The following is a 21,764-nucleotide window of genomic DNA, read 5'->3' on the forward strand; positions in this document are numbered from 1 at the left end:
CGTACTGATTCGAATTAGGGATGCTTCGGCGACGGCGTGTAGAGGGCACTGGAAAAGCAGTGCGAGGCCGAATGTAACACTTGCTTTTTTCTGCGTCTAGTGCTCTGAAAAAGAAAAGCCCCGCATTTGCGGGGCCTTTTCACATCACAGGTGGGCGTCGAGGAACGCGGCCAGCTGCGATTTGGACAGAGCGCCAACCTTGGTGGCTTCGACGTTGCCGTTCTTGAACAGCATCAGCGTCGGGATACCACGCACGCCGTGCTTGGCCGGGGTTTCCTGGTTCTCGTCGATGTTCAGCTTGGCGACGGTCAGTTTGCCCTCGTAGGTGGCAGCGATGTCGTCCAGAACCGGAGCGATCATCTTGCATGGGCCGCACCATTCAGCCCAGTAGTCGACCAGCACCGGGCCTTGAGCCTGCAGTACGTCGGCGTCGAAGCTGGCGTCGGTGACGTGTTTGATTTTGTCGCTCATGGAAATCTCCAAGGTCGTAAGCAATAAAAAACGTTGCCCATCATAGCCGCCCCTGCCGTCTACAGGAAGCTGCGGACGATTGAGTGTAACTATAGTTGTGCAAGACGCCGCGAATCGAAACTGTCACACAGCCGTCATAGAATCGAATGGCACATTGCCTTGCATCAAGGCCAGCACACCGGCTGCGTGTCACGCGTTGGCGACAGCCTGCTATCGTGGCACGATTGCCGGGTTAACGACCGAGAACAACCAGATCATGCCGCATACCATCGCGAAGAACCTGTCCCTGATCGCTGCCATCGACCTTGGCTCCAACAGCTTCCATATGGTCGTGGCCAAGGCCCACCATACCGAAATCCGCATTCTCGAGCGGCTGGGCGAGAAGGTTCAGCTGGCCGCCGGCATCGGCGAGGACCGCCTGCTTAGCGAAGAAGCCATGGAACGGGGCCTCGAATGCCTCAAGCGCTTCGCACAGCTGATCAACGGCATGCCGGCCGGCGCCGTGCGTATCGTCGGTACCAACGCCCTGCGCGAAGCGCGCAACCGTAATGCATTCATCCAGCGCGCCGAGGCCATTCTCGGCCACCCGGTGGAGGTCATCTCCGGCCGTGAAGAGGCGCGCCTGATCTACCTGGGTGTGTCGCACACCCTGGCCGACACCCCAGGCAAGCGCCTGGTGGCCGACATTGGCGGTGGCAGTACCGAATTCATCATCGGCCAGCGCTTCGAGCCGCTGCTGCGCGAAAGCCTGCAGATGGGCTGCGTCAGCTTCACCCAGCGCTACTTCCGCGACGGCAAGATCACCCCGGCGCGTTATGCACAGGCCTACACCGCTGCACGCCTGGAGCTGATGAGCATCGAACACGCCCTGCACCGCCTGACCTGGGACGAGGCCATCGGCTCGTCCGGCACCATCCGTGCCATCGGCGCCGCCATCAAGGCCGGCGGCCTGGGCAATGGCGAGGTCAACGCTGAAGGCCTGGCCTGGGTCAAACGCAAGCTGTTCAAACTGGGCGAGGTCGACAAGATTGACTTCGACGGCGTCAAACCGGACCGCCGCACCATCTTCCCAGCGGGCCTGGCGATTCTGGAGGCGATCTTCGACGCCCTGGAACTGCAGCGCATGGACCACTGTGACGGCGCACTGCGCGAAGGTGTGCTGTTCGACCTGCTCGGCCGCCACCACCATGAAGACGTGCGCGAACGCACGTTGAACTCGCTGATGGAGCGCTACCATGTGGACCAAGGCCAGGCCGCGCGCGTCGAGCGCAAGGCGTTGCACGCCTTCGACCAAGTGGCCGATGCCTGGGACCTGAAAGACGGCAACTGGCGCGATCTGCTAGGCTGGGCGGCGAAAGTGCACGAAATCGGCCTGGATATTGCCCACTACCACTACCATAAGCACGGCGCCTACCTGATCGAGCACTCCGACTTGTCGGGCTTTTCCCGCGAGGACCAGCAGATGATGGCCCTGCTGGTGCGCGGCCACCGCCGCAACATCCCCAAGGACAAGTTCGCCGAACTGGGTGAAGAAGGCGTCAAACTGCTACGCCTGTGCGTGCTGCTGCGCTTCGCCATCCTGTTCCACCACATCCGTGGCAACCAGCAGATGCCAAAAGTTCAGCTCAAGGCTGCCGATGACAGCCTCGATGTCGCCTTCCCGGAAGGCTGGCTGGAACAGAACCAGCTAACCCAGGCCGACTTCGCCAACGAGGCGGAGTGGCTGACCCGGGTCGGCTTCGTCCTCAGCGTACGTTGAGGACCGGGTTGCTCAGGCGCTCCAGCAGGGTCGCCTGGGCACTGCGCGGGTTCTGGTTGCCGGTTGGCGTGCTGCGCACGTAGCGCCCGTCTGGCTGCAAGGTCCAGGCGTGGGTGTTGTCGGTCAGGTAGCCTTCCAGCTCCTTCTTCACCCGCAGCAACAGCTTCTTGCCTTCCACCGGGAAGCAGGTCTCCACACGCTTGTCGAGGTTGCGCTCCATCCAGTCGGCGCTGGACAGGTAGATCTGCTCTTCGCCGCCATTGAGGAAGTAGAACACCCGCGTGTGCTCCAGGAAGCGGCCGATGATCGAGCGCACTTGGATGTTGTGCGAAACCCCCGGAATGCCTGGGCGCAGGCAGCACATGCCACGCACTATCAGGTCGATCTTCACGCCCGACTGGCTGGCTTTGTACAGCGCCTTGATGACCTTGGCGTCGGTCAGCGAGTTGAACTTGGCAATGATGTGCGCCGGCTTGCCCTCGAGGGCGAACTGGGTTTCCCGCGCGATCATGTCGAGCATGCCCTTTTTCAGGGTGAACGGCGCGTGCAGCAGCTTTTTCATGCGCAGGGTCTTGCCCATGCCGATCAGCTGGCTGAACAGCTTGCCGACGTCTTCGGTGAGGGCGTCGTCAGAGGTGAGCAGGCTGTAGTCGGTGTACAGGCGGGCGTTGCCGGCGTGGTAGTTACCGGTACCCAGGTGCGCATACCGCACGATCTCGCCCTGTTCGCGGCGCAGGATCAGCATCATCTTGGCGTGGGTCTTGAAGCCGACCACGCCGTAGATCACCACCGCACCGGCCGCTTGCAGGCGGCTGGCCATCTGCAGGTTGGACTCTTCGTCGAAGCGCGCGCGCAATTCGATCACCGCAGTGACCTCCTTACCGTTACGCGCCGCGTCCACCAGGGCATCGACGATTTCCGAGTTGGCCCCGGAGCGGTACAGGGTCTGGCGCACGGCCAGTACGTGTGGATCCTTGGCGGCCTGGCGCAGCAGGTCGATCACCGGGGTGAAGGACTCGAAAGGGTGCATCAGCAGGATGTCCTGCTTGCCGATCACGCTGAAGATGTTGTCGGCGTTCTGCAGCAGTTTTGGAATCGCCGGGGTGAACGGCGTGTATTGCAGCTCCGGGTGGCTGTCCAGACCGGTGATGCTGAACAAGCGGGTGAGGTTGACCGGGCCATTGACCTGATACAGCTCGCTTTCGCTGAGGCTGAACTGCTTGAGCAGGTAGTCCGACAGGTGTTTCGGGCAGGTGTCGGCCACTTCCAGGCGAACGGCGTCGCCGTAACGGCGCGAGAACAGTTCGCCGCGCAGGGCGCGGGCCAGGTCGTCGACTTCTTCAGAGTCCAGCGCCAGGTCGGCGTTACGGGTCAGGCGGAACTGGTAGCAGCCCTTCACCTTCATGCCCTGGAACAGGTCGTCGGCGTGCGCGTGGATCATCGACGACAGGAACACGTAGTTGGCGCCTGGGCCACCGACCTCCTCCGGCACGCGGATCACCCGCGGCAGCAGGCGCGGGGCCGGGATGATCGCCAGGCCTGAATCGCGACCAAAGGCGTCGACACCTTCGAGCTCGACGATGAAGTTGAGGCTCTTGTTCACCAGCAGCGGGAACGGGTGAGTCGGGTCGAGGCCGATCGGGGTGATGATCGGGGCGATTTCGTCGCGGAAATAGCGGCGCACCCAGGTCTTGAGCTTGGGTGTCCAGTAACGGCGGCGAATGAAGCGGATCTGGTGTTTTTCCAGCTCTGGCAACAGCACGTCGTTGAGGATCGCGTACTGGCGCTCTACCTCGATGTGCACCAGCTCGCTGATGCGCGCCAGCGCCTGGTGCGGCTGCAGGCCGTCGGCGCCAGCCTGCTCACGGGCGAAGTTGATCTGCTTCTTCAGGCCGGCGACGCGGATCTCGAAGAACTCGTCGAGGTTACTGGAGAAGATCAACAGGAACTTGAGGCGTTCGAGCAGCGGGTAGCTCTCGTCCAGCGCCTGTTCCAGCACGCGGATGTTGAACTGCAGCTGCGAGAGTTCGCGATGAATGTACAGGCTGCTGTCGTCCAGGCCAGGGACGGCGATTGCCGGGGCGGGCGCGGGGGCAGGCACCGGGGCCACAGGCTCGGCCACCTGCTCCGCTACCGGCTCGGGCGCAGGCGGCAGGTCTGGCGGGGTCTGCACCATCTCTTCTGGGAGCTCCTGGGCATCCTTGATCGCGACAGGGGTGAGCACTTCGTTATTCATCTGGCGTTCCTGAGGACGTTAACGCCCTATCATCAATTGAGCGGCAAGATAAGCGCCCATTATGACGCCTGTGTTACACACCAGGGCAAGCCATGGCGCGTGGCTTCTGGCATTGTCTGAGTAGGGATTGTTCATGTCGAGACACATTTGGACACTTTCACGAACGCGCGCGAAGGGGTAGGCTGCGCGTTCATTTCGCCAGCACCTCAGAAAATGCTTCAACAATTCCTGCAGGATTTCGGCTACTTCGCCCTTTTTCTAGGCACCTTCTTCGAAGGCGAGACCATCCTGGTGCTTGCAGGATTCCTTGCGTTCCGCGGTTACATGGACATCAACCTGGTGTGCCTGGTGGCCTTCTTCGGCAGCTACGCCGGCGACCAGCTGTGGTATTTCATGGGCCGCCGCCACGGGCGCAGGATCCTGGCGCGCAAGCCGCGCTGGCAGGCCATGGGTGACCGGGCGCTGGACCACATCCGCCGCCACCCCGATATCTGGGTGCTGAGTTTCCGCTTCGTTTATGGCCTGCGCACGGTCATGCCGGTGGCCATTGGCCTGTCGGGCTACCCGCCTCGCCGCTACCTGCTGCTGAACGGCATTGGTGCGGCCATCTGGGCAATAGCCTTGGGCGCCGCTGCCTACCACTTCGGCGCCATTCTCGAAGGCCTGCTGGGCAATGTGAAGCGTTACGAGCTATGGGTGCTCGGTGGCCTGCTGGCGCTGGGCGGCCTGCTGTGGCTGCGCCGGCGCTTCCGCACCCTGCGTGCGGAGCGCAAGGCGGCGGGCCAGGCCCCAGAGGCTAAGCAGGCTGTAAGCCACGAGCAGGAACCAGGCCAGCGGCGCGACCACCGCTAGGCCCACTGCGCCGGCCAGTAGTGCCTGCCTTGAGTTTTCAGGTGATGCATAAATCGAGCGCAGCCCGCGCGGCGCATCGCGAGCTGGCGCTCGCTCCTACGTTTGTTTCTGGCCAATAATACCTGTGGGATTTGCGCGCGACCGCCTTGGCGAATGGCTTGGTATCGCGTAGTACGAACATCGCAGCCATGGGCCTGTCACAGACATGACTGGCCCGAAACAAACGTAGGAGCGAGCGCCAGCTCGCGATGCGCCGCGCGGGCGGCGCTCGATCTCCCAGGCGCCATAAAATACTGGAGTTTTAAACATGACAAAAAAAGTGGCGGTGATTCTTTCCGGCTGTGGCGTGTATGACGGCGCCGAAATCCACGAAAGCGTGATCACCCTGCTGCGCCTCGACCAGCGCGGCGCTCAGGTGCAGTGCTTCGCGCCGAACATTGCGCAGATGCATGTGATCAACCACCTGACCGGCGAAGAAATGCCCGAATCACGCAATGTGCTGGTGGAATCGGCGCGCATTGCCCGCGGTGAGGTCAAGGACATCCGCGAAGCCAAGGCCGAAGACTTCGATGCGCTGATCGTGCCTGGCGGTTTTGGTGCAGCGAAAAACCTGTCCAACTTTGCCGTGGAAGGCGCCAACTGCAGCGTCAACCCGGACGTGCTGGCCCTGGCCGAAGCCTTCGCCGACGCCTGCAAGCCGGTCGGCCTGATCTGCATCTCGCCGGCACTGGCGGCGAAAATCTACGGGCCGGGCGTGGTCTGCACCATCGGTACCGACGCAGGCACTGCGGCAGCCGTGACGAAAATGGGCGGCACCCATGAAGAGTGCGATGTGCACGATATTGTCGAAGATACCCAGCGCAAACTGGTGACGACACCGGCGTACATGGAGGCCAAGTCGATCAGCGAAGCGGCTGGCGGGATCTACAAGCTGGTGGATCGGGTGCTGGAGCTGACGCACGAGTAACCCGCAAGTATTACGCAAATCCCTGTGAGAGCGGGCAAGCCCGCGAAGCAGGCACCGCGGTGGATGGCACGGGCTTCGCCCGTGTTCGCGGGCAAGCCCGCTCCCACAGGTACCGCGCAAGCTTCCAATATTTGCAGAAGACAGTTAACCCACAACATGCCCTCACAGGGTCGCCTCAGGGCTTGGACAGCCGGGCAATGATCCGGTCCAGCGCATTGGCGAACGCCTGTTTGTCGCGCTCGCCATAGGCCGCCTGCCCTCCCCCCACCTGGCCTTGCTCACGCAGCTCGGTAAACAGGTTGCGCGCCGCCAGGCGGTCGCCCATGTTGCGTTCGTCGAATTCGCGCCCGCGCGGGTCCAGCGCCGCCACGCCCTTTTTCACCAGGCGGTCAGCCAACGGCACATCACTGCAGATCACCAACTCGCCCGACACAGCGTGCTCGACCAGGTAATCGTCGGCTGCGTCCATGCCGCTTGGCACCACGATCAACCGCACGATCGAGAACGCCGGCTTGGCGACGGCCTGGCCCGCCACCATCACCACTTCGAACTTGCGCTTGAGGGCGAACTTGACGATCAGATCCTTGGCCGCCTTGGGACAGGCGTCGGCATCGATCCATACACGCATCGGACTACTCTTCATGAATTCAAGGCCCCCATCATGCCTCAAGCCCGGTGAAAACTGCAGCCGCCCGGCAAGCGCTGTAAAAATGGCGCCAATATTTCGATTGCCGCTTATCCGACCCCGCCACTCAGGCTAAACTCGCCACAGCCCCACTGGCCTGCCCGAGTGCGCAATGAACCACCCTCACGAAATCCGCCCAGACCTGGACGAAGGCATCGACCGCAAGGTCCTGGCGACGTTGCGTGCGCGCTTCCTGCGGCTGAACCAAGGGCGGCTGCAGCGGGCCATGGAAGGCCTGTCGACGCGCCAGCAACAGGTACTGACGCTGCTGCCGCTGCTGTTCCATGTGAACCACCCGCTGTTGCCGGGTTACGTCTCGGGCAGCACTCCAGCCGGCGTATCGGGCTACGAGCCAGGCGCCGACCTGGTGATCGAGGCCCAGCGCCTGGCCCGCTCGTTCACCTACAAAGCCCGCCATGGCAACCCGCCACGCCCGATCCACGGCCTGTTCCTGATGGGCAGCCTGGGCTCGCTGGCCCAGGCCGAGCAAAGCGACATGGACCTGTGGGTGTGCCACGCGCCCGGTTTACCCGAGCCGTTGCTGGAAGAGCTGCGCCGCAAATGCCAATTGCTGGAGGACTGGGCCGCAAGCCTGGGCGCCGAGGCACACTTCTTCCTGATCGACACGCAAGGCTTTGCCCGGGGCCAGCGGGAGGGCCAGCTGGGCTCCGACGACTGCGGCACCACCCAGCACTACCTGCTGCTGGACGAGTTCTACCGCACCACCCTCTGGCTAGCCGGGCGCACACCGCTGTGGTGGCTGGTACCCGTCTACCAGGAACACAACTACCACGCGTATACCCAGACCCTGCTGACCAAGCGTTTCATCCGCAGCCAGGACGCACTCGACCTTGGCAACCTCGCGCACATACCGCCAGGCGAGTTCGTCGGCGCCGGCCTGTGGCAATTGTTCAAGGGCATCGATTCACCCTACAAGTCGCTGCTCAAGCTGCTGCTGACCGAAACCTACGCCAGCGAACACCCCGCTGTGCGCTGCCTGAGCCTGGACTACAAGCAAGCCGTATTCGCCAACCAGCTCGACCTCGACGAGCTGGACCCGTATGTGATGGTCTACCGCCGTATCGAGCGCTACCTGCTGCAACGTGGCGAGCCTGCGCGCCTGGAACTGGTACGGCGCAGCCTGTACCTGAAGGTGAACAAGAAACTCAGTGACCAAGGCCGCAATCAGGGCTGGCAGCGCCGCCTGTTGCAGCGCCTGGCCGACGAGTGGGGCTGGGACAAACGTCAGTTGGCCCTGCTGGACACCCGCAGCCAATGGAAAGTGCAGCAGGTGGCCGCCGAACGCCGCGAACTGGTGGCCGAGCTGAACCATAGCTATCGCTTCCTCAGCGAGTTTGCGCGCACCCAGAACGCAAGCAGCCGCGCCGACCAGCGCGACCTCAACGTGCTGGGCCGGCGTTTGTATGCAGCCTTCGAGCGCCGTGCAGGCAAGGTCGAAGTGATCAACCCCGGCATCGCCCCGGACCTTGCCGAAGGCACCCTGACCCTGGTCCAGGCACCCAACCGCAGGGAGCCCGGCAGCTACCACTGGGAGCTGTACACCGGCAACCTGAATACCCATGAAGTTGAACACTTCAGCCCGATCAAACGCTGCCGCGAGCTGCTTGAACTGCTGGCCTGGGCACACCGCAACGGCGTAATCGACAGCAGCACGCGCCTGGCACTGCACCCGGGCGTCAGCGACCTCACCGAGTACGAGCTGTTCAATCTGGTGGGCTGCCTGCAGCAGCGTATCCCTCTGCCCTTGCCGATCGTCAGCGAAGTGCGCCTGCTGCAACCCAGTGTTGCCGACGAGGTGCTATTGCTGGTCAACGTCGCCGTCGACCCGCTGCGCCACCACCGCGACCTGAACATCCTGATGACCACCGAGCGTACCGACGCCTTGAGCTATGCCGGCGTGCGCGAGAACCTGGTGCTGACCCTGGACCAGGTCACCCTGAACAGCTGGAACGAAGTGCTGGTGCAGCGCTACGAAGGCGAACACGCGCTGGTACGCTGCCTGCGCGACTTCCTCAACAGCCCGGTGCTGCGCGGGCACCGGCCACGGGTGCGGGTGCGTTGCTTCTGCCAGAGCCGCGCCCAGGCCATCGGCCAGCGTGTGGAGGAAATATTCGACACCGTGCAGCTATTGCTGGACCAAGGCCTGAACCACCGCTATCTGCTTCAGGTAGCCCAGCACACCCATGTACTGGAGCTGTTACCCGGGCATGTCAGCCTGGCCACCCTGGCCGAGCACGATGCGCTGCTCAGCCACCTGGGCGAGGAGCGCAGTGCCTACAGCCCGCTGTACCTGGATGCCAACGCCCTGCTGGACCACGATCTGCGCCTGGTGCTGGAACAAGGCCGGCCGGCGTGCATCCAGGTGTTCTACCGCCTGCAAGATGGCTGGGCCGACCTGTATGTGCTGGATGAATACAATGCCCTCTGGCAGCAACGCCTGCCCTTGCATGACGAAGCGCACCTGCTGCTACCGCTACAGCGCTTCCTGCGTTCGGTGGTGATGCGCCGCGATGCCCGCTTGCCGCTGGACAGCCAGCGCGCGGCCTCGCTGGACATCCACTATGCACAACTGTTGCCTGCCGGCCCTGGCAAGGCGCGCAGCATCGAGCCATGCCCGGCCCCGGTCGAGGGTAGCGCTCAGCCTTACTACGAGGTGCAGGCCATCATCCAGGCCGGTGTGGCGGGTACGGCACATGTGACGCTGTACTGCGACCAGCAAGAGTTTTCCGAGCTGGAGCATGGTGACCAGCTGTATGCGGTGGTGGCCCGGCAGATCATCGGGCAGCGGCGTGGCGCGGGGCGGTACCGGTGCTACATCACCGACCTGGATTTGTCCGAGCTGCTGGATGACCGGCTGGGGGCGACGCAGGTGTACCTGAGCTACAAGCGGGTGCTGGAGCAGGCGTTGAATGAGGGTTTGGAGCAGGTGTTGGCGGAAGGCGCCTGAAATGCCGGGGCCGCTTTGCGACCCCTTGACCCTTACAGGTCGAAATCGCCCGCCGCTTCCGGCTGGTATTCCACTTCCAGCAGCTTCAGCTTGAGGGTTTTGCCGCCCGGTGCCGGCCAGTCGATCTGCTCGCCCACCGACAGCCCCAGCAGCGCACAGCCGATCGGCGCCAGGATCGAAACCTTGCCTTCCGGCCCGGCATCCTTCGGGTACACCAGGGTCAGGTGGTAGTCCTTGCCACTGGCTTCCTCACGGCAGTGCACGCGGGAATTCATGGTCACCACGCCTGCCGGCACTTCCTCGTGACCGACCACCTGCTCGGCGCGGTCCAGCTCGTCCTGCAGGGCGAGCACACCCGGCGTACTCTCGTCGAGGCTGTCGATCAGACGCTCCAGACGTTGTACGTCCAATCGGGTGAGGATGAGGGAAGGCTTGGTGCTCATGATCCAGTCAGACTCCTTTGAACAGGCGGTTTTCATCGTGCAGATAAAGCAAAACCCCGCCCAAGGGCGGGGTTTGAGAAGGCTTTGGCGTCACCGACGCAGAACCCGACGTTACCACAGCCGGGCAAATACTCAAGCCCCTGCGTTCAGTGTGCCTTAGCCTGGTCGCGCAGGGCCTGTGCCTCGCGGCAGATCTGCCGGCGCCGTTCGTCATCGGCCGAACGCCATTCGCGGATGTGCTCGACATGCCGATGGCAACCCGTGCAGACCCGCTGTTCGTCCAGCCGGCAAACACTGATGCAGGGCGACGGTACTGCGGGGCTGACGTTGCTGTAGAGCGGCTTGGGCGGCCGGGCCTGGGTGCTGCTCATGTCAGATCTCGTCGAAGTCCAGCTTCTCGCCGGCCCGCTCCCAGACGATGCGCTCGAGCATTTCGCCCAGCAGCTCCTCGCTCTTCTCGCACACCCACTTGCCGCTTTCTTCGTCGTAGTCGAAATGGAAACCGCCGGAACGGTCGGCCAGCCACAGCTGGCGCAGCGGCTCCTGGCGGCTGAAGATCAGCGTGCTGCCATTGTCGAACTTGATGGTCAGGACACCAGCGGAGTTCTCCATGTCCAGGTCCAGGCCGCTCTCGTCGAACAGGTCTTCCAGGGCCTGTTGGGTCGCGTCGACCAGATCATGGAAACGCGCTTCACTCAAACTCATTGCAGGAACCTCGAAATTGGCTGCGTTACAGGCAAGCCGGGCAAGATACGGGCACAAAGCGCCAGCTGCAAGCTGCTAGCTTCAAGCGGCAAGAAAAAGCTCAGCCTACACCTGGCAGCCTTTTCTTGCCGCTTGAAGCCTAGAACTTGCAGTTTTCTGCTGCTCCGTCCGGCTGACCGGCCCTTGCATAGGCAAGCCGCCGGTCGCTCGGTATACTCGGGCGCAATACTGCATTTTCTAAGGATTTCACCCATGAAGCGCCTGATTTCCTCCTTCGCGGCGCTGGTCGCTGTTGCCTGCCTCGTTTCTGCCTGCGGCCAGAAGGGCCCGCTGTATCTGCCTGAAGACGGCGATAACGGCAAAGCGCACAAGGCACATCAGCACCAGCCAAAAGCCAAGCCGGCCCCGGTACAAGGACAGCAGCCCGAGCTGCCGTCCGAGCCCGAGCAGTCGCCTGCGCAGTAAGGAAACCAGATGAATGCTTTCAACTACCGCGACGGTGAGCTGTTCGCGGAGGGGGTGGCCCTGTCGGCCATCGCCGAACAGTTCGGCACCCCGACCTACGTGTACTCGCGCGCCCACATCGAGGCCCAGTACCGCAGCTACACCGACGCCCTGCAAGGCGCCGAGCACCTGGTGTGCTTCGCGGTCAAGGCCAACTCGAACCTGGGCGTGCTGAACGTACTGGCGCGCCTGGGCGCAGGCTTCGACATCGTCTCCGGCGGTGAGCTGGAGCGCGTGCTGGCCGCTGGCGGGCGCGCTGACCGCGTGGTGTTCTCGGGCGTTGGCAAAACCCGCGAAGACATGCGCCGCGCCCTGGAAGTGGGCGTGCACTGCTTCAACGTCGAATCCACCGACGAGCTGGAGCGCCTGCAAGTGGTGGCCGCCGAGATGGGCAAGGTGGCCCCGGTGTCGCTGCGGGTCAACCCGGACGTCGACGCCGGTACCCATCCGTACATTTCCACCGGCCTTAAAGAAAACAAGTTCGGCATCGCCATTGCCGACGCCGAGGCCATCTACGTGCGCGCCGCGCAGTTGCCGAACCTGGAAGTGGTCGGTGTCGACTGCCACATCGGCTCGCAGCTGACCACCGTAGAGCCGTTCCTCGACGCCCTCGACCGCCTGCTGGTGCTGGTCGACCGCCTGGCCGAATGCGGCATCCACCTGCGCCACCTGGACCTGGGCGGCGGTGTGGGCGTGCGTTACCGCGATGAACAGCCGCCGCTGGTGGCCGACTACATCAAGGCCATCCGCGAACGCGTAGGCACGCGCGACCTGGCCCTGGTGTTCGAGCCGGGCCGCTACATCGTGGCCAACGCTGGCGTGCTGCTGACCCGCGTGGAATACCTCAAGCACACCGAGCACAAAGATTTCGCCATCATCGATGCGGCCATGAACGACCTGATCCGCCCGGCCCTGTACCAGGCCTGGATGGGTGTCAGTGCGGTCAAACCACGCGCCGGTGAAGGCCGTGCCTACGACCTGGTCGGCCCGATCTGCGAGACCGGGGACTTCCTGGGCAAGGACCGTGTACTGAACCTGGCCGAAGGTGACCTGCTGGCCGTACAGTCCGCGGGCGCCTATGGTTTTGTCATGAGCTCCAACTACAACACCCGTGGCCGTTGCGCTGAAATCCTGGTCGACGGCGACCAGGCGTTCGAAGTACGCCGCCGCGAGACCATCGCCGAACTGTACGCTGGCGAAAGCCTGCTGCCGGAGTAAGCCCATGCTGCTGCGTTTTACCAAGATGCATGGGCTGGGCAACGACTTCATGGTCCTCGACCTGGTCAGCCAGCACGCGCACATCCAGCCCAAGCATGCCAAGCAATGGGGTGACCGCCACACCGGTATCGGCTTCGACCAGTTGCTGATCGTCGAGGCGCCGAACAACCCGGAAGTGGACTTCCGCTACCGCATCTTCAACGCCGACGGCTCCGAGGTCGAGCAGTGCGGCAATGGTGCGCGTTGCTTCGCCCGCTTCGTGCTGGACAAGCGCCTGACCGCGAAAAAGCGCATTCGGGTGGAAACCAAGAGCGGCATCATCGTGCTGGACGTGCAGAACGACGGCCAGGTGAGTGTCGACATGGGCCCTCCGCGCTTCATCCCTGCCGAAATCCCCTTCATCGCTGACGCGCAAGCACAGAGCTACCCACTGGACGTCGACGGCCAGCTGTATTCGATTGCCGCCGTGTCCATGGGTAACCCGCATGCGGTGCTGCGCGTTGACGACGTGCAGACTGCCCCCGTGCATGAGCTGGGCCCGAAGATCGAAAACCACCCACGCTTCCCGCAGCGGGTGAATGCCGGCTTCATCCAGGTCATCGACCGCCACCGCGCCAACCTGCGCGTGTGGGAGCGCGGCGCGGGCGAAACCCAGGCCTGCGGCACCGGCGCGTGCGCCGCAGCCGTGGCGGCAATCAGCCAAGGCTGGATGGACTCCCCGGTGTCCCTCGATCTGCCCGGCGGCCGCCTGCACATCGAATGGGCCGGCCCCGGCAAGCCCGTGCTGATGACCGGCCCGGCCGTACGCGTCTACGAAGGACAGGTTCGTCTCTAAGCGAGTAAACGCCATGACCGATCAGCCCAAGGTTGTACCCACGCAGTCCGTCGAGCTCGATGCCGAAGCGGTGGTCGCCTACCTGCGCGCCCACCCCACCTTCTTCGCCGAGCACGACGAGCTGCTGATCGAGCAGCGCATCCCGCACCAGCGTGGCGACAGCGTTTCGCTGGTTGAGCGCCAGCTGAAGCTGCTGCGTGACCGCAACATCGAGATGCGCCATCGCCTGTCGCAACTGATGGACGTGGCCCGCGACAACGACCGGCTGTTCGACAAGACCCGCCGGCTGATCCTGGACCTGCTCGATGCCGGCAGCCTGGAAGAAGTGGTGATGGCCGTCGAGGACAGCCTGCGCCAGGAGTTCCAGGTGCCCTTCGTCAGCCTGATCCTGTTCGGCGACAACGTCGCGCCGGTCGGGCGCTGGGTCAGCAACACCGAAGCGCAACAAGCCATCGGAGCCCTGCTGGGCGGCGGCAAGACGGTCAGTGGCAACCTGCGCGAGCACGAGCTGGCCTTTCTGTTCGGTGAGGAACAGCGCCGGGAAGTGGGCTCCAGCGCCGTCGCTACCCTTGAGTACCAAGGGCTGCATGGGGTGCTGGCAATCGGCAGCCGCGACCCGCAACACTACAAGAGCAGCGTCGGTACCCTGTTCCTCGGCTACATTGCCGAGGTGCTCGGCCGCGTTGTGCCACGCGTGACCCAAACCCTGCGCCCGGTACGCTGATGGAGCGCCAACTGGAGGCTTATTGCGCACACCTGCGCAACGAGCGCCAGGTGTCGGAGCACACCCTGCTGGGCTACCGTCGCGACCTGAACAAGGTCATGGCCTACTGCGAAGAGCACGGCATTGCCGACTGGCAAACGCTGCAGATCCAGCCGTTGCGCCAGCTGATCGCCCGCCTGCACCACCACGGCCAGTCTTCGCGCAGCCTGGCACGGCTACTTTCGGCAGTACGCGGCCTGTACCGCTACCTCATCCGCGAAGGCCTGTGCCAGCACGATCCGGCTTCCGGCCTGAGCGCGCCCAAAGGTGAGCGACGGCTGCCCAAGGTGCTGGACACCGACCGTGCCCAGCAGCTGCTCGATGGCGGCGTCGACGACGACTTCTTCGCCCGCCGTGACCACGCCATCCTGGAACTGCTCTACTCGTCGGGCCTGCGCCTGTCCGAGCTGACCAACCTCGACCTCGATCACCTCGACCTGGCCGCCGGCCTGGTACAGGTGTTGGGCAAAGGCGGCAAGGCACGCGTGCTGCCGGTGGGCCGCAAGGCACGCGAGGCGTTGCAGGCTTGGTATCGCCTGCGCGGCATCGGTAACCCGCGCGATCGCGCGGTGTTCATCACCCGCAACGGCAACCGCATCAGCCCCCGGGACGTTCGGCGAAGGGTGAAGGCAGCCGGCGAACGCGAGCTGGGCCAGCACCTGCACCCTCACATGCTTCGCCATTCCTTCGCCAGCCATATACTGGAGTCGTCTCAGGACCTGCGCGCGGTGCAAGAGCTGCTCGGCCACGCCGACATCAGCACCACCCAGATCTACACCCACCTGGACTTCCAGCACTTGGCCGCGGTGTACGACAGCGCCCACCCTCGGGCCAAACGCAGCAAAGGCACAGACTCATGAGCATCAAGCTGATCACCTTCGACCTTGACGACACCCTGTGGGACACCGCGCCGGTCATCGCCAGTGCAGAAGTCGTGCTGCGCGACTGGCTGGAAGCCAACGCCCCGATCCTGGGCGGTGTGCCGGTAGAGCACCTGTTTGCTATCCGCGAGCGCCTGGTGCAGGCCGAGCCCGGCCTCAAGCACCGCATCAGCGCCCTGCGCCGGCGGGTGCTGTTCCATGCCCTGGAAGAGGTCGGCTACAGCGAAAAACATGCGCAGGAGCTGGCCAATGAAGGCTTTGAAGTGTTCCTGCATGCTCGCCACCAGGTGGAGATCTTCCCCGAGGTGCAGCCGGTGCTGGAGATCTTGCGCCATCAGTACACCCTGGGTGTGGTTACCAACGGCAACGCCGACGTAAGCCGACTGGGGCTGGCGGACTACTTCCGCTTTGCCCTGTGCGCCGAGGACCTTGGCATCGGCAAGCCAGACCCGGCCCCGTTCCTGGAAGCCCTTCGCCGTGGCGAAGTGGACGCCAGCGCGGCTGTGCACATCGGCGACCACCCTGGCGATGACATTGCCGGCGCCCAACGCGCCGGACTGCGGGCAGTGTGGTTCAACCCACAGGGCAAGGCCTGGGCGGGTGAGCAGGCGCCGGATGCCGAGATCCAGCGGCTGTCGCAGTTACCCGACGTCCTTTCGCGCTGGCGCTGACAGGGTCCGCTACGCGGCCCATTCGCGGGCACAGGCAACCCATAACCCGCAGGCACAAAAAAGCCCGCAGCGACGGCGGGCTTTTTTGCGATCAGCCACTCAGATAGGGCGGCTGCCGTACTTGTTGTCCGGCTTCTTGGGCGGGTCAGCGACCACGTTGGCCTCGACTTCCTGCACCTTGCCACCGCGAGAAAGGAATTCTTCCATCGCCTTGGCCAGTGCATCACGCTCTTTCTGCTTGGCTTCCATGCTCGGCATCTCGTCTACCGAGACCGCCGCCTTGGATTTGCCCTTGGCAGTGGGTGCCGGGCTGCTGTCGTCATCGCCAGCGTCTTCGGCGCCGTCGTCAGCTGCCGCGTCGAGGCCTTCATCACCCTCGTCTTCGTCGCCTACTTCGAGGTCGTCGTTTTCCAGATCGTCGTCGCTCATGTTCTACCTCATGACTTGCGAAAAGCAGGTTAGTTATAGACCAGTGCAGCCGTAGACCGGCAGCCACCAGTGAAAATTCAACTGGCCGTGGGTTAGGCCACTGCCCTTGGGTCGGCGCTCCTGATGGGAGGCGGCACCCAGCAGGCCCTGCTCCTGGCAGGACCTGACAAATCCATTAGCCCCTGCTGGCCACACGCTATTGGCAAGCCTAGCAAAGGCTGGAGAAGTGTGTGGACTACTCGTAAAACACCCTTCGGCGCGCATTCTAGCGCGCCCGTGGAAAAAGCAAAGCACCATAAATGCCCTACGACTTGTAAGTTTTCTACCTACGTCGCGAACGTGTTGGATAAACCGTTTGCCGTGCGGGAAATGCTAAAAATCTGGCAAAAAAATGCCCGGCAAGCCGGGCAAGTTTTTACCGCGTCGCAGTTACAGGTTGTAGCCGCGTTCGTTGTGTTGAGCCAGGTCGAGACCGACCGACTCTTCTTCTTCGTTGACCCGCAGGCCCATCACCACATCCAGCACCTTGAGGATCACGTAGGTAACGATGGCGGTGTAGACCACGGTGAAGATCACGCCCTTGGCCTGGATCCAGACCTGCATGCCGATGTCGGTGACGGCGCCGAAGCCGCCCAGCGCCGGAGCTGCGAACACGCCAGTGAGAATGGCACCGATGATGCCGCCGATACCGTGCACGCCGAAGGCGTCCAGCGAGTCGTCATAACCCAGCTTGCGCTTGAGGGTGGTGGCGCAGAAGTAGCAGATCACACCCGAAGCCAGACCGATCACCAGGGCGCCCATCGGGCCTACGGTGCCTGCAGCCGGGGTGATGGCGACCAGGCCGGCAACCACACCCGAGGCAATGCCCAGGGCACTTGGCTTACCGTGGCCGATCCACTCGGCGAACATCCAGCCCAGTGCAGCAGCGGCAGTGGCGATCTGGGTAACCAGCATGGCCATGCCGGCGGTGCCGTTGGCGGCAGCGGCGGAGCCTGCGTTGAAGCCGAACCATCCGATCCACAGCATGGCGGCGCCCATCAGGGTGTAACCCAGGTTGTGCGGGGCCATCGGGGTGGTCGGGTAGCCCTTGCGCTTGCCCAGCACCAGACAGCAGACCAGGCCTGCGATACCGGCGTTGATGTGCACCACGGTGCCGCCCGCGAAGTCCAGTACGCCCCAGTCCCACATCAGTGCACCGTCACCGCTCCACACCATGTGCGCGATCGGCGCGTACACCAAAGTGAACCAGATGCCCATGAACACCAGCATCGCGGAGAACTTCATGCGCTCGGCGAAGGCACCCACGATCAGCGCCGGGGTGATGATGGCGAAAGTCATCTGGAAGGTGATGAACACCGCCTCAGGGAACAGCGCGGTGGCCGACGTCAGGTTCTCGGGCGTGACGCCACTGAGGAAGGCCTTGGAGAAGCCGCCGACGAAGGAGTTGAAGTTGAGCACGCCCTTTTCCATACCGGTGGTATCGAAGGCCATGCTGTAGCCGTAGACGACCCAGAGAATGCTCATCAGGCCGGTGATTGCAAAACACTGCATCATCACCGACAGCACGTTCTTGGAGCGCACCATACCGCCATAGAACAGGGCCAGGCCCGGAATGGTCATGAACAGCACCAGCGCCGTTGCGGTCAGCATCCAAGCGGTGTCGCCGGAGTTCAGCGCTGGGGCAGCTTCCTCTGCCAGGGCAAGCCCGGGCATTACGAGGGACAATAGGGCTCCTAGCCCTGCGATCTTACGCAGAGTCATGTTGTTTTCTCCTGGGGCTTTGGGTTTGGTGAGGCTTTGTTGCTGCTTAGATCGCGTCGGTATCGGTTTCGCCGGTACGGATGCGGATCGCCTGCTCCAGATTCACCACGAAAATCTTGCCGTCACCGATCTTGCCGGTGTTGGCTGCCTTGGTGATGGCTTCGATTACCCGATCAAGGTCCTTGTCATCGATGGCGACATCGATCTTCACCTTGGGCAGGAAATCGACCACATATTCAGCACCGCGATACAGCTCGGTGTGGCCCTTCTGGCGACCGAAACCTTTGACTTCGGTGACGGTGATGCCCTGCACGCCGATTTCCGACAGCGACTCGCGCACGTCGTCCAGCTTGAACGGCTTGATGATGGCTGTGACTAGCTTCATGAAACTCTCTCCCGATTTGGTGGACTTGCCCCAGGAAAACAAACCCGTCTCAAGTCTAAGCGCAGCGGTTGGCTTTGTAACGCGTCGTCGGCATCCGGCTCCGCGTGCGCACTGCCTGGTCACAAGGAACTGCATCAGTGCATGGCTCGTACAGGTCTTTGCAGAAACCTTGCCAGTTCGGGCAAAGCACCGGAAAACAGTGGGTTATGCAAATCAGTCGGGATTGGCCAGTCGCCAGCATGGAAAACATGCACAATTTCGGTGCGCACCGGCAGGCCGCGCTGCGCGAAAAACGTGCAGGCGTGTGGCCCCAAGCCGCGTCATGGCCCGTGCTACACTGCCGGCCATTCTCAGTTTCAGTGGACAGCCCCATGCTCGCGCCAAAAGCCCTTCTCGATGCCCTGAGCGACCAGGCCTCGCGCCTGTTCAGCGGCGATACCGCCCAGCCCCGCGCAGAGCTGGAAAGCCAGTTCAAGGTGCTGATGCAAGGTGCCTTCAGCAAGCTGGACCTGGTCAGCCGCGATGAATTTGACAGCCAGATGGTCGTGCTGGCGCGCACCCGCGCACGCCTCGAGACCCTGGAAAAACAAGTAGCCGAGCTGGAAGCACGGCTGAACCCGACCCCACAGGATGAGTGAATGCAGCCCTCCAGCGCCTACCCGGTATTGCTGTTTTCCTACGGCACCTTGCAGGACAAGGCCGTGCAACTGGCCAACTTCGGCCGTGAGCTGAACGGCCAGGCCGACCGCATGCCGGGCTACCGCCAGGACTGGGTCGAGATCACCGACCCGGCCGTACTGGCGGCCAGCGGCAAATCCCGTCACCCCATCGTTTCCCCCAGCAGCCAGGCCGATGACAGCGTGGCCGGCATGGTCTTCCAGATCAGCGAAGAAGAGCTGGCGGCAGCAGACCGCTATGAAGTCGCCGACTACAAGCGTGTCGCCGTCACCCTTGCCTCGGGCCTGACTGCCTGGGTTTATGTGCGCGCCTGAATCAGGCCGAGGCCCGTAATCGAGGTAGCCGGGATGCCGCTTGTTTCGGCGGTAGCTCACTGGCATGCAGAGTGCCGCGAAACAGGGCCGCACCGCACTGAGTGAACAGGGTTTTCACCCGGTTGTGTGAATTGAGTATCTCGGCCTGGATATCCTCGATGGCCGAATCCCCTGGCTGCAAAGCGGCCGCACGGTTGGCCCATTCGATGGCGGCAAAACGGCTCTGCTTGCGGGTGCCGCGCCCCTGCATCCAGGCCAGCCCCAGTTCGGCGCTGGCACGCCCGGCAATCCACGGGTCCGGGTGCTCGACCAGGCTCGACAGGTAGGCGACCGCTTCGGCCCGTTCCTGCGTTTGGCCAAACTGGCGCAACAGAATCCCCAGGTGCAAGCGCGCGCGTGCATTGGTTTGTGCATTGCCCAGCGCGTCGACCAGCAGGCACCTGACGGCCAGCATGGCACTGCGCTCGTTAAGGTCCTCATCACCCTCCATGCGCAAGCAGGCCAGGTTGTACTTGGCTTGCCGGCTGCCTGTTTCCACCGCACGCAGCAGCCAGTGCTCTGCCGCCTCGTCATCCAGATAGTGCGCCGGCGTGTTGCTCAGGCCGCCGCTGTGCAGCTCGTACAGTCCCAGGGCAGCCCCCGGCAGGTTCAGCTCGGCACAGCGCTCATACAGGTAACAGGCCAGCTCATGCCGGTTGGCAGCCCACAGCAGCCGCGCCGCGCCAAGCACCTCGAGGCCCGATACCTGGCCCGCGCGCTGGAGTTTCACCGCCACCTGCGACCATACCCTTGCCTGCTCGGCCGAGCGCGGCATCCCCCAGAGGCCGAAGCGATGCCCGACAGCGCGCAGTGCACTGGCGCCAGCATGCAAGCGACCGTCACACAGGCGCTCGATGGCGGTGCGCAACAGCTGTTGTTCATCTGCCATGCCATCGCGCAGTATCAGCTCGACCAGACAGCGAAACGGCACGCCCATGGCGCGGATTGCGCCGTGATCGGCGTTGCACGCAAAGCTCGCGGTAAAGTCGCGCATACCACCGACAGCGTCCTGCAAGGCACTGCTGCGCAGCGCGGCTCGCCAAGCCAACACGACAGCGCGCTCCCTGGGCCTTAGCGAGCGTTGCAACCAGGCGTCGAACAGCTGCTGCCAATCCGCGACGGCCTGCAACTGGTCGCCATGGGGCAGTTTCAGCCGGTCTTCGACGGCCATCCAGCGCAACGCATTACGCAACGCTTCGTCCCACGCCTCGCACAACGGTCCATTGGCCAATAGCTCCAGCGCATCGAAGCTGGCGCCCCAACGGGGCAGCAAGTATTCGGCGAGGGCCTGGATCGCTTCGAAGCAACCCGGGCGGGCAACCAGCGCATGGCGCAGCCAGTAATAGCGGGGGGCTTCGTTCTCGTGATCGACTCGCCTGCTGAGGCATGCCGGCAATGCCAGTGGCAATTCGGCCAGGGGCAGCAACCCATGCTTCACCAGCAGTGGGGCCGCAGCCTCCTGCACCTCCACATCGGTATGGGCACTGGGCCTGTAGCGTGCGGGCTGACCCTGGAACAGTTCGACCAACCAGCCGGGCTCGCGCAATTGCGCACTGATGCGCAGCATACCAATGGCCGCTGCCACAGGCTGGGCAGAACGGTCCATGGCGCGGAGCAAGTGCGCCGTCGCGCGTTCACACATCTGCTCGACGGCCAGCACGCGTGCCGCGTTGCTTTGGCCGCCGCCCTGCACCTGACAGGCGCGATGAAAACAATGCAGGCCCATTACCACCTGCGGGTGGTAGGCCTTGGGGCAGACGTCGATCCAGGCTTTGAGCACCTGGCTCAGCGCCCTGTCGCCCTGGCTGCCCAGGTCGACCAGCATGTGCCCCTCGAGGGCCGCCATGTAGGCGGGAAACTCGCCGGGCGGGGCTTGGTGCCATTGCGCCTCGAGGCTGTCGAAAAAGCGGGTGAGCTCTATGAATGAATTGGCCTGCACCAGTTCGCGGATAACCTGGCGCGTGCGGGCGAGCGTTTGCACGGAGCAATACCTCAAGTCCATTTGAAAGAAGCCGCGATGCCATCCCATGGCAACGGCAGTTGCCCAACAACACTAAGCCATCGCGGGCACCTGCGCAAAGGTAATTGGATCCATTCTTGCCAATCTGCCTGAAAATACAGGGAAAGTCCCTGCCCTGAAAAACCATGACGCACACTTCTTGCGCCACCCAGGCACGGAGCTGGCTATCCTTGGCCCAGC

The 21,764-nt window shown here is 63.4% G+C and carries 22 protein-coding genes; 12 read left to right on the forward strand and 10 right to left on the reverse strand.

Going from position 1 to position 21,764, the window contains the following annotated elements; all coding sequences use genetic code 11:
• Positions 1-144: 144 nt before the first annotated feature.
• Positions 145-471: a thioredoxin TrxA gene (trxA, locus tag ACF8R4_RS03355; RefSeq protein WP_016712622.1), complete on the reverse strand. Its 327-nt coding sequence runs from the start codon at positions 469-471 to the stop codon at positions 145-147.
• Between the two features lie 256 nt (positions 472-727).
• On the opposite strand from trxA, the gene ppx reads away from it, so the two are divergent.
• A complete protein-coding gene (gene ppx, locus ACF8R4_RS03360; protein ID WP_016712623.1) occupies positions 728-2,230 on the forward strand; it encodes an exopolyphosphatase in 1,503 nt (500 codons plus the stop codon).
• On the opposite strand, the gene ppk1 is transcribed toward ppx, so the two are convergent.
• Positions 2,217-4,466, reverse strand: a complete 2,250-nt coding sequence (gene ppk1 / locus ACF8R4_RS03365; protein ID WP_060498153.1) for a polyphosphate kinase 1 — start codon at positions 4,464-4,466, stop codon at positions 2,217-2,219. The two genes, ppx and ppk1, sit on opposite strands and share 14 nt — an antisense overlap.
• 213 nt (positions 4,467-4,679) lie before the next feature.
• On the opposite strand from ppk1, the gene ACF8R4_RS03370 reads away from it, so the two are divergent.
• Together ACF8R4_RS03370 and elbB are read left to right on the forward strand one after the other, a co-directional pair.
• The gene (locus ACF8R4_RS03370) at positions 4,680-5,318 is read left to right on the forward strand and encodes a DedA family protein (RefSeq protein ID WP_164525194.1); all 639 of its coding nucleotides are present in this window, start codon (positions 4,680-4,682) and stop codon (positions 5,316-5,318) included.
• A 307-nt stretch (positions 5,319-5,625) separates the two neighbouring features.
• Positions 5,626-6,285, forward strand: coding sequence for an isoprenoid biosynthesis glyoxalase ElbB (elbB, locus tag ACF8R4_RS03375; protein ID WP_060498156.1), 660 nt, complete (start codon positions 5,626-5,628; stop codon positions 6,283-6,285).
• 175 nt (positions 6,286-6,460) lie between these two features.
• Here elbB and ACF8R4_RS03380 read toward each other — a convergent pair whose 3' ends face one another.
• Positions 6,461-6,913 (reverse strand): YaiI/YqxD family protein, encoded by a 453-nt coding sequence (locus tag ACF8R4_RS03380; protein WP_060498157.1) that lies wholly within the window; start codon positions 6,911-6,913, stop codon positions 6,461-6,463.
• Positions 6,914-7,082: 169 nt separating this feature from the next.
• Here ACF8R4_RS03380 and ACF8R4_RS03385 point away from each other — a divergent pair, with 169 nt between their 5' ends.
• Positions 7,083-9,938 carry a class I adenylate cyclase gene (locus ACF8R4_RS03385; protein ID WP_182408340.1) on the forward strand — a complete coding sequence of 952 codons (2,856 nt, stop codon included), beginning with the start codon at positions 7,083-7,085 and terminating at the stop codon, positions 9,936-9,938.
• Between the two features lie 32 nt (positions 9,939-9,970).
• Here ACF8R4_RS03385 and rnk read toward each other — a convergent pair whose 3' ends face one another.
• The 3 genes from rnk to cyaY all read right to left on the reverse strand — a co-directional run bounded on the left by rnk (position 9,971) and on the right by cyaY (position 11,086).
• Positions 9,971-10,381 carry a nucleoside diphosphate kinase regulator gene (gene rnk / locus ACF8R4_RS03390; protein WP_016712630.1) on the reverse strand — a complete coding sequence of 137 codons (411 nt, stop codon included), beginning with the start codon at positions 10,379-10,381 and terminating at the stop codon, positions 9,971-9,973.
• Between the two features lie 146 nt (positions 10,382-10,527).
• On the reverse strand, positions 10,528-10,752 hold the full coding sequence (locus ACF8R4_RS03395) for a DUF1289 domain-containing protein (protein WP_013974742.1): 225 nt from the start codon (positions 10,750-10,752) through the stop codon (positions 10,528-10,530).
• 1 nt (position 10,753) lies between these two features.
• Positions 10,754-11,086 (reverse strand): iron donor protein CyaY, encoded by a 333-nt coding sequence (gene cyaY / locus ACF8R4_RS03400; protein ID WP_004375540.1) that lies wholly within the window; start codon positions 11,084-11,086, stop codon positions 10,754-10,756.
• Positions 11,087-11,338: 252 nt separating this feature from the next.
• Between cyaY and ACF8R4_RS03405 the strand changes: the two genes are divergently transcribed.
• The 6 genes from ACF8R4_RS03405 to ACF8R4_RS03430 are packed head-to-tail and all read left to right on the forward strand — an operon-like array spanning position 11,339 to position 15,958.
• A complete protein-coding gene (locus tag ACF8R4_RS03405) occupies positions 11,339-11,551 on the forward strand; it encodes a lipoprotein (protein WP_164525196.1) in 213 nt (70 codons plus the stop codon).
• A gap of 9 nt (positions 11,552-11,560) precedes the next feature.
• On the forward strand, positions 11,561-12,808 hold the full coding sequence (gene lysA, locus ACF8R4_RS03410; RefSeq protein WP_060498160.1) for a diaminopimelate decarboxylase: 1,248 nt from the start codon (positions 11,561-11,563) through the stop codon (positions 12,806-12,808).
• 4 nt (positions 12,809-12,812) lie between these two features.
• Positions 12,813-13,643, forward strand: a complete 831-nt coding sequence (gene dapF, locus ACF8R4_RS03415) for a diaminopimelate epimerase (protein WP_060498161.1) — start codon at positions 12,813-12,815, stop codon at positions 13,641-13,643.
• A gap of 13 nt (positions 13,644-13,656) precedes the next feature.
• Complete coding sequence (locus ACF8R4_RS03420; protein ID WP_016712636.1) at positions 13,657-14,367, forward strand: DUF484 family protein; 711 nt, start codon at positions 13,657-13,659, stop codon at positions 14,365-14,367.
• On the forward strand, positions 14,367-15,266 hold the full coding sequence (gene xerC / locus ACF8R4_RS03425; protein WP_060498162.1) for a tyrosine recombinase XerC: 900 nt from the start codon (positions 14,367-14,369) through the stop codon (positions 15,264-15,266). The genes ACF8R4_RS03420 and xerC overlap by 1 nt, the downstream gene beginning before the upstream one ends.
• Positions 15,263-15,958, forward strand: a complete 696-nt coding sequence (locus tag ACF8R4_RS03430; protein WP_104833759.1) for an HAD family hydrolase — start codon at positions 15,263-15,265, stop codon at positions 15,956-15,958. The genes xerC and ACF8R4_RS03430 overlap by 4 nt, the downstream gene beginning before the upstream one ends.
• 99 nt (positions 15,959-16,057) lie before the next feature.
• Here ACF8R4_RS03430 and sutA read toward each other — a convergent pair whose 3' ends face one another.
• The 3 genes from sutA to glnK all read right to left on the reverse strand — a co-directional run bounded on the left by sutA (position 16,058) and on the right by glnK (position 18,533).
• A complete protein-coding gene (sutA, locus tag ACF8R4_RS03435; protein WP_060498164.1) occupies positions 16,058-16,387 on the reverse strand; it encodes a transcriptional regulator SutA in 330 nt (109 codons plus the stop codon).
• Positions 16,388-16,816: 429 nt separating this feature from the next.
• Positions 16,817-18,148, reverse strand: coding sequence for an ammonium transporter (locus ACF8R4_RS03440; protein WP_019096449.1), 1,332 nt, complete (start codon positions 18,146-18,148; stop codon positions 16,817-16,819).
• Positions 18,149-18,194: 46 nt separating this feature from the next.
• Positions 18,195-18,533, reverse strand: a complete 339-nt coding sequence (glnK, locus tag ACF8R4_RS03445) for a P-II family nitrogen regulator (protein WP_002555808.1) — start codon at positions 18,531-18,533, stop codon at positions 18,195-18,197.
• A gap of 371 nt (positions 18,534-18,904) precedes the next feature.
• Between glnK and ACF8R4_RS03450 the strand changes: the two genes are divergently transcribed.
• Together ACF8R4_RS03450 and ACF8R4_RS03455 are read left to right on the forward strand one after the other, a co-directional pair.
• Positions 18,905-19,171, forward strand: a complete 267-nt coding sequence (locus ACF8R4_RS03450) for an accessory factor UbiK family protein (protein WP_060498175.1) — start codon at positions 18,905-18,907, stop codon at positions 19,169-19,171.
• Positions 19,172-19,525, forward strand: coding sequence for a gamma-glutamylcyclotransferase family protein (locus ACF8R4_RS03455; protein ID WP_060498165.1), 354 nt, complete (start codon positions 19,172-19,174; stop codon positions 19,523-19,525). It begins immediately after the preceding gene.
• A 1-nt stretch (position 19,526) separates the two neighbouring features.
• Here the strand turns inward: ACF8R4_RS03455 and ACF8R4_RS03460 are convergent, their stop codons facing one another.
• On the reverse strand, positions 19,527-21,545 hold the full coding sequence (locus ACF8R4_RS03460) for a DUF4034 domain-containing protein (RefSeq protein WP_392491692.1): 2,019 nt from the start codon (positions 21,543-21,545) through the stop codon (positions 19,527-19,529).
• Between the last annotated feature and the right edge of the window lie 219 nt (positions 21,546-21,764).

This window comes from Pseudomonas sp. FYR_2 (assembly GCF_043106425.1).
Classification (GTDB): Bacteria; Pseudomonadota; Gammaproteobacteria; order Pseudomonadales; family Pseudomonadaceae; genus Aquipseudomonas; species Aquipseudomonas monteilii.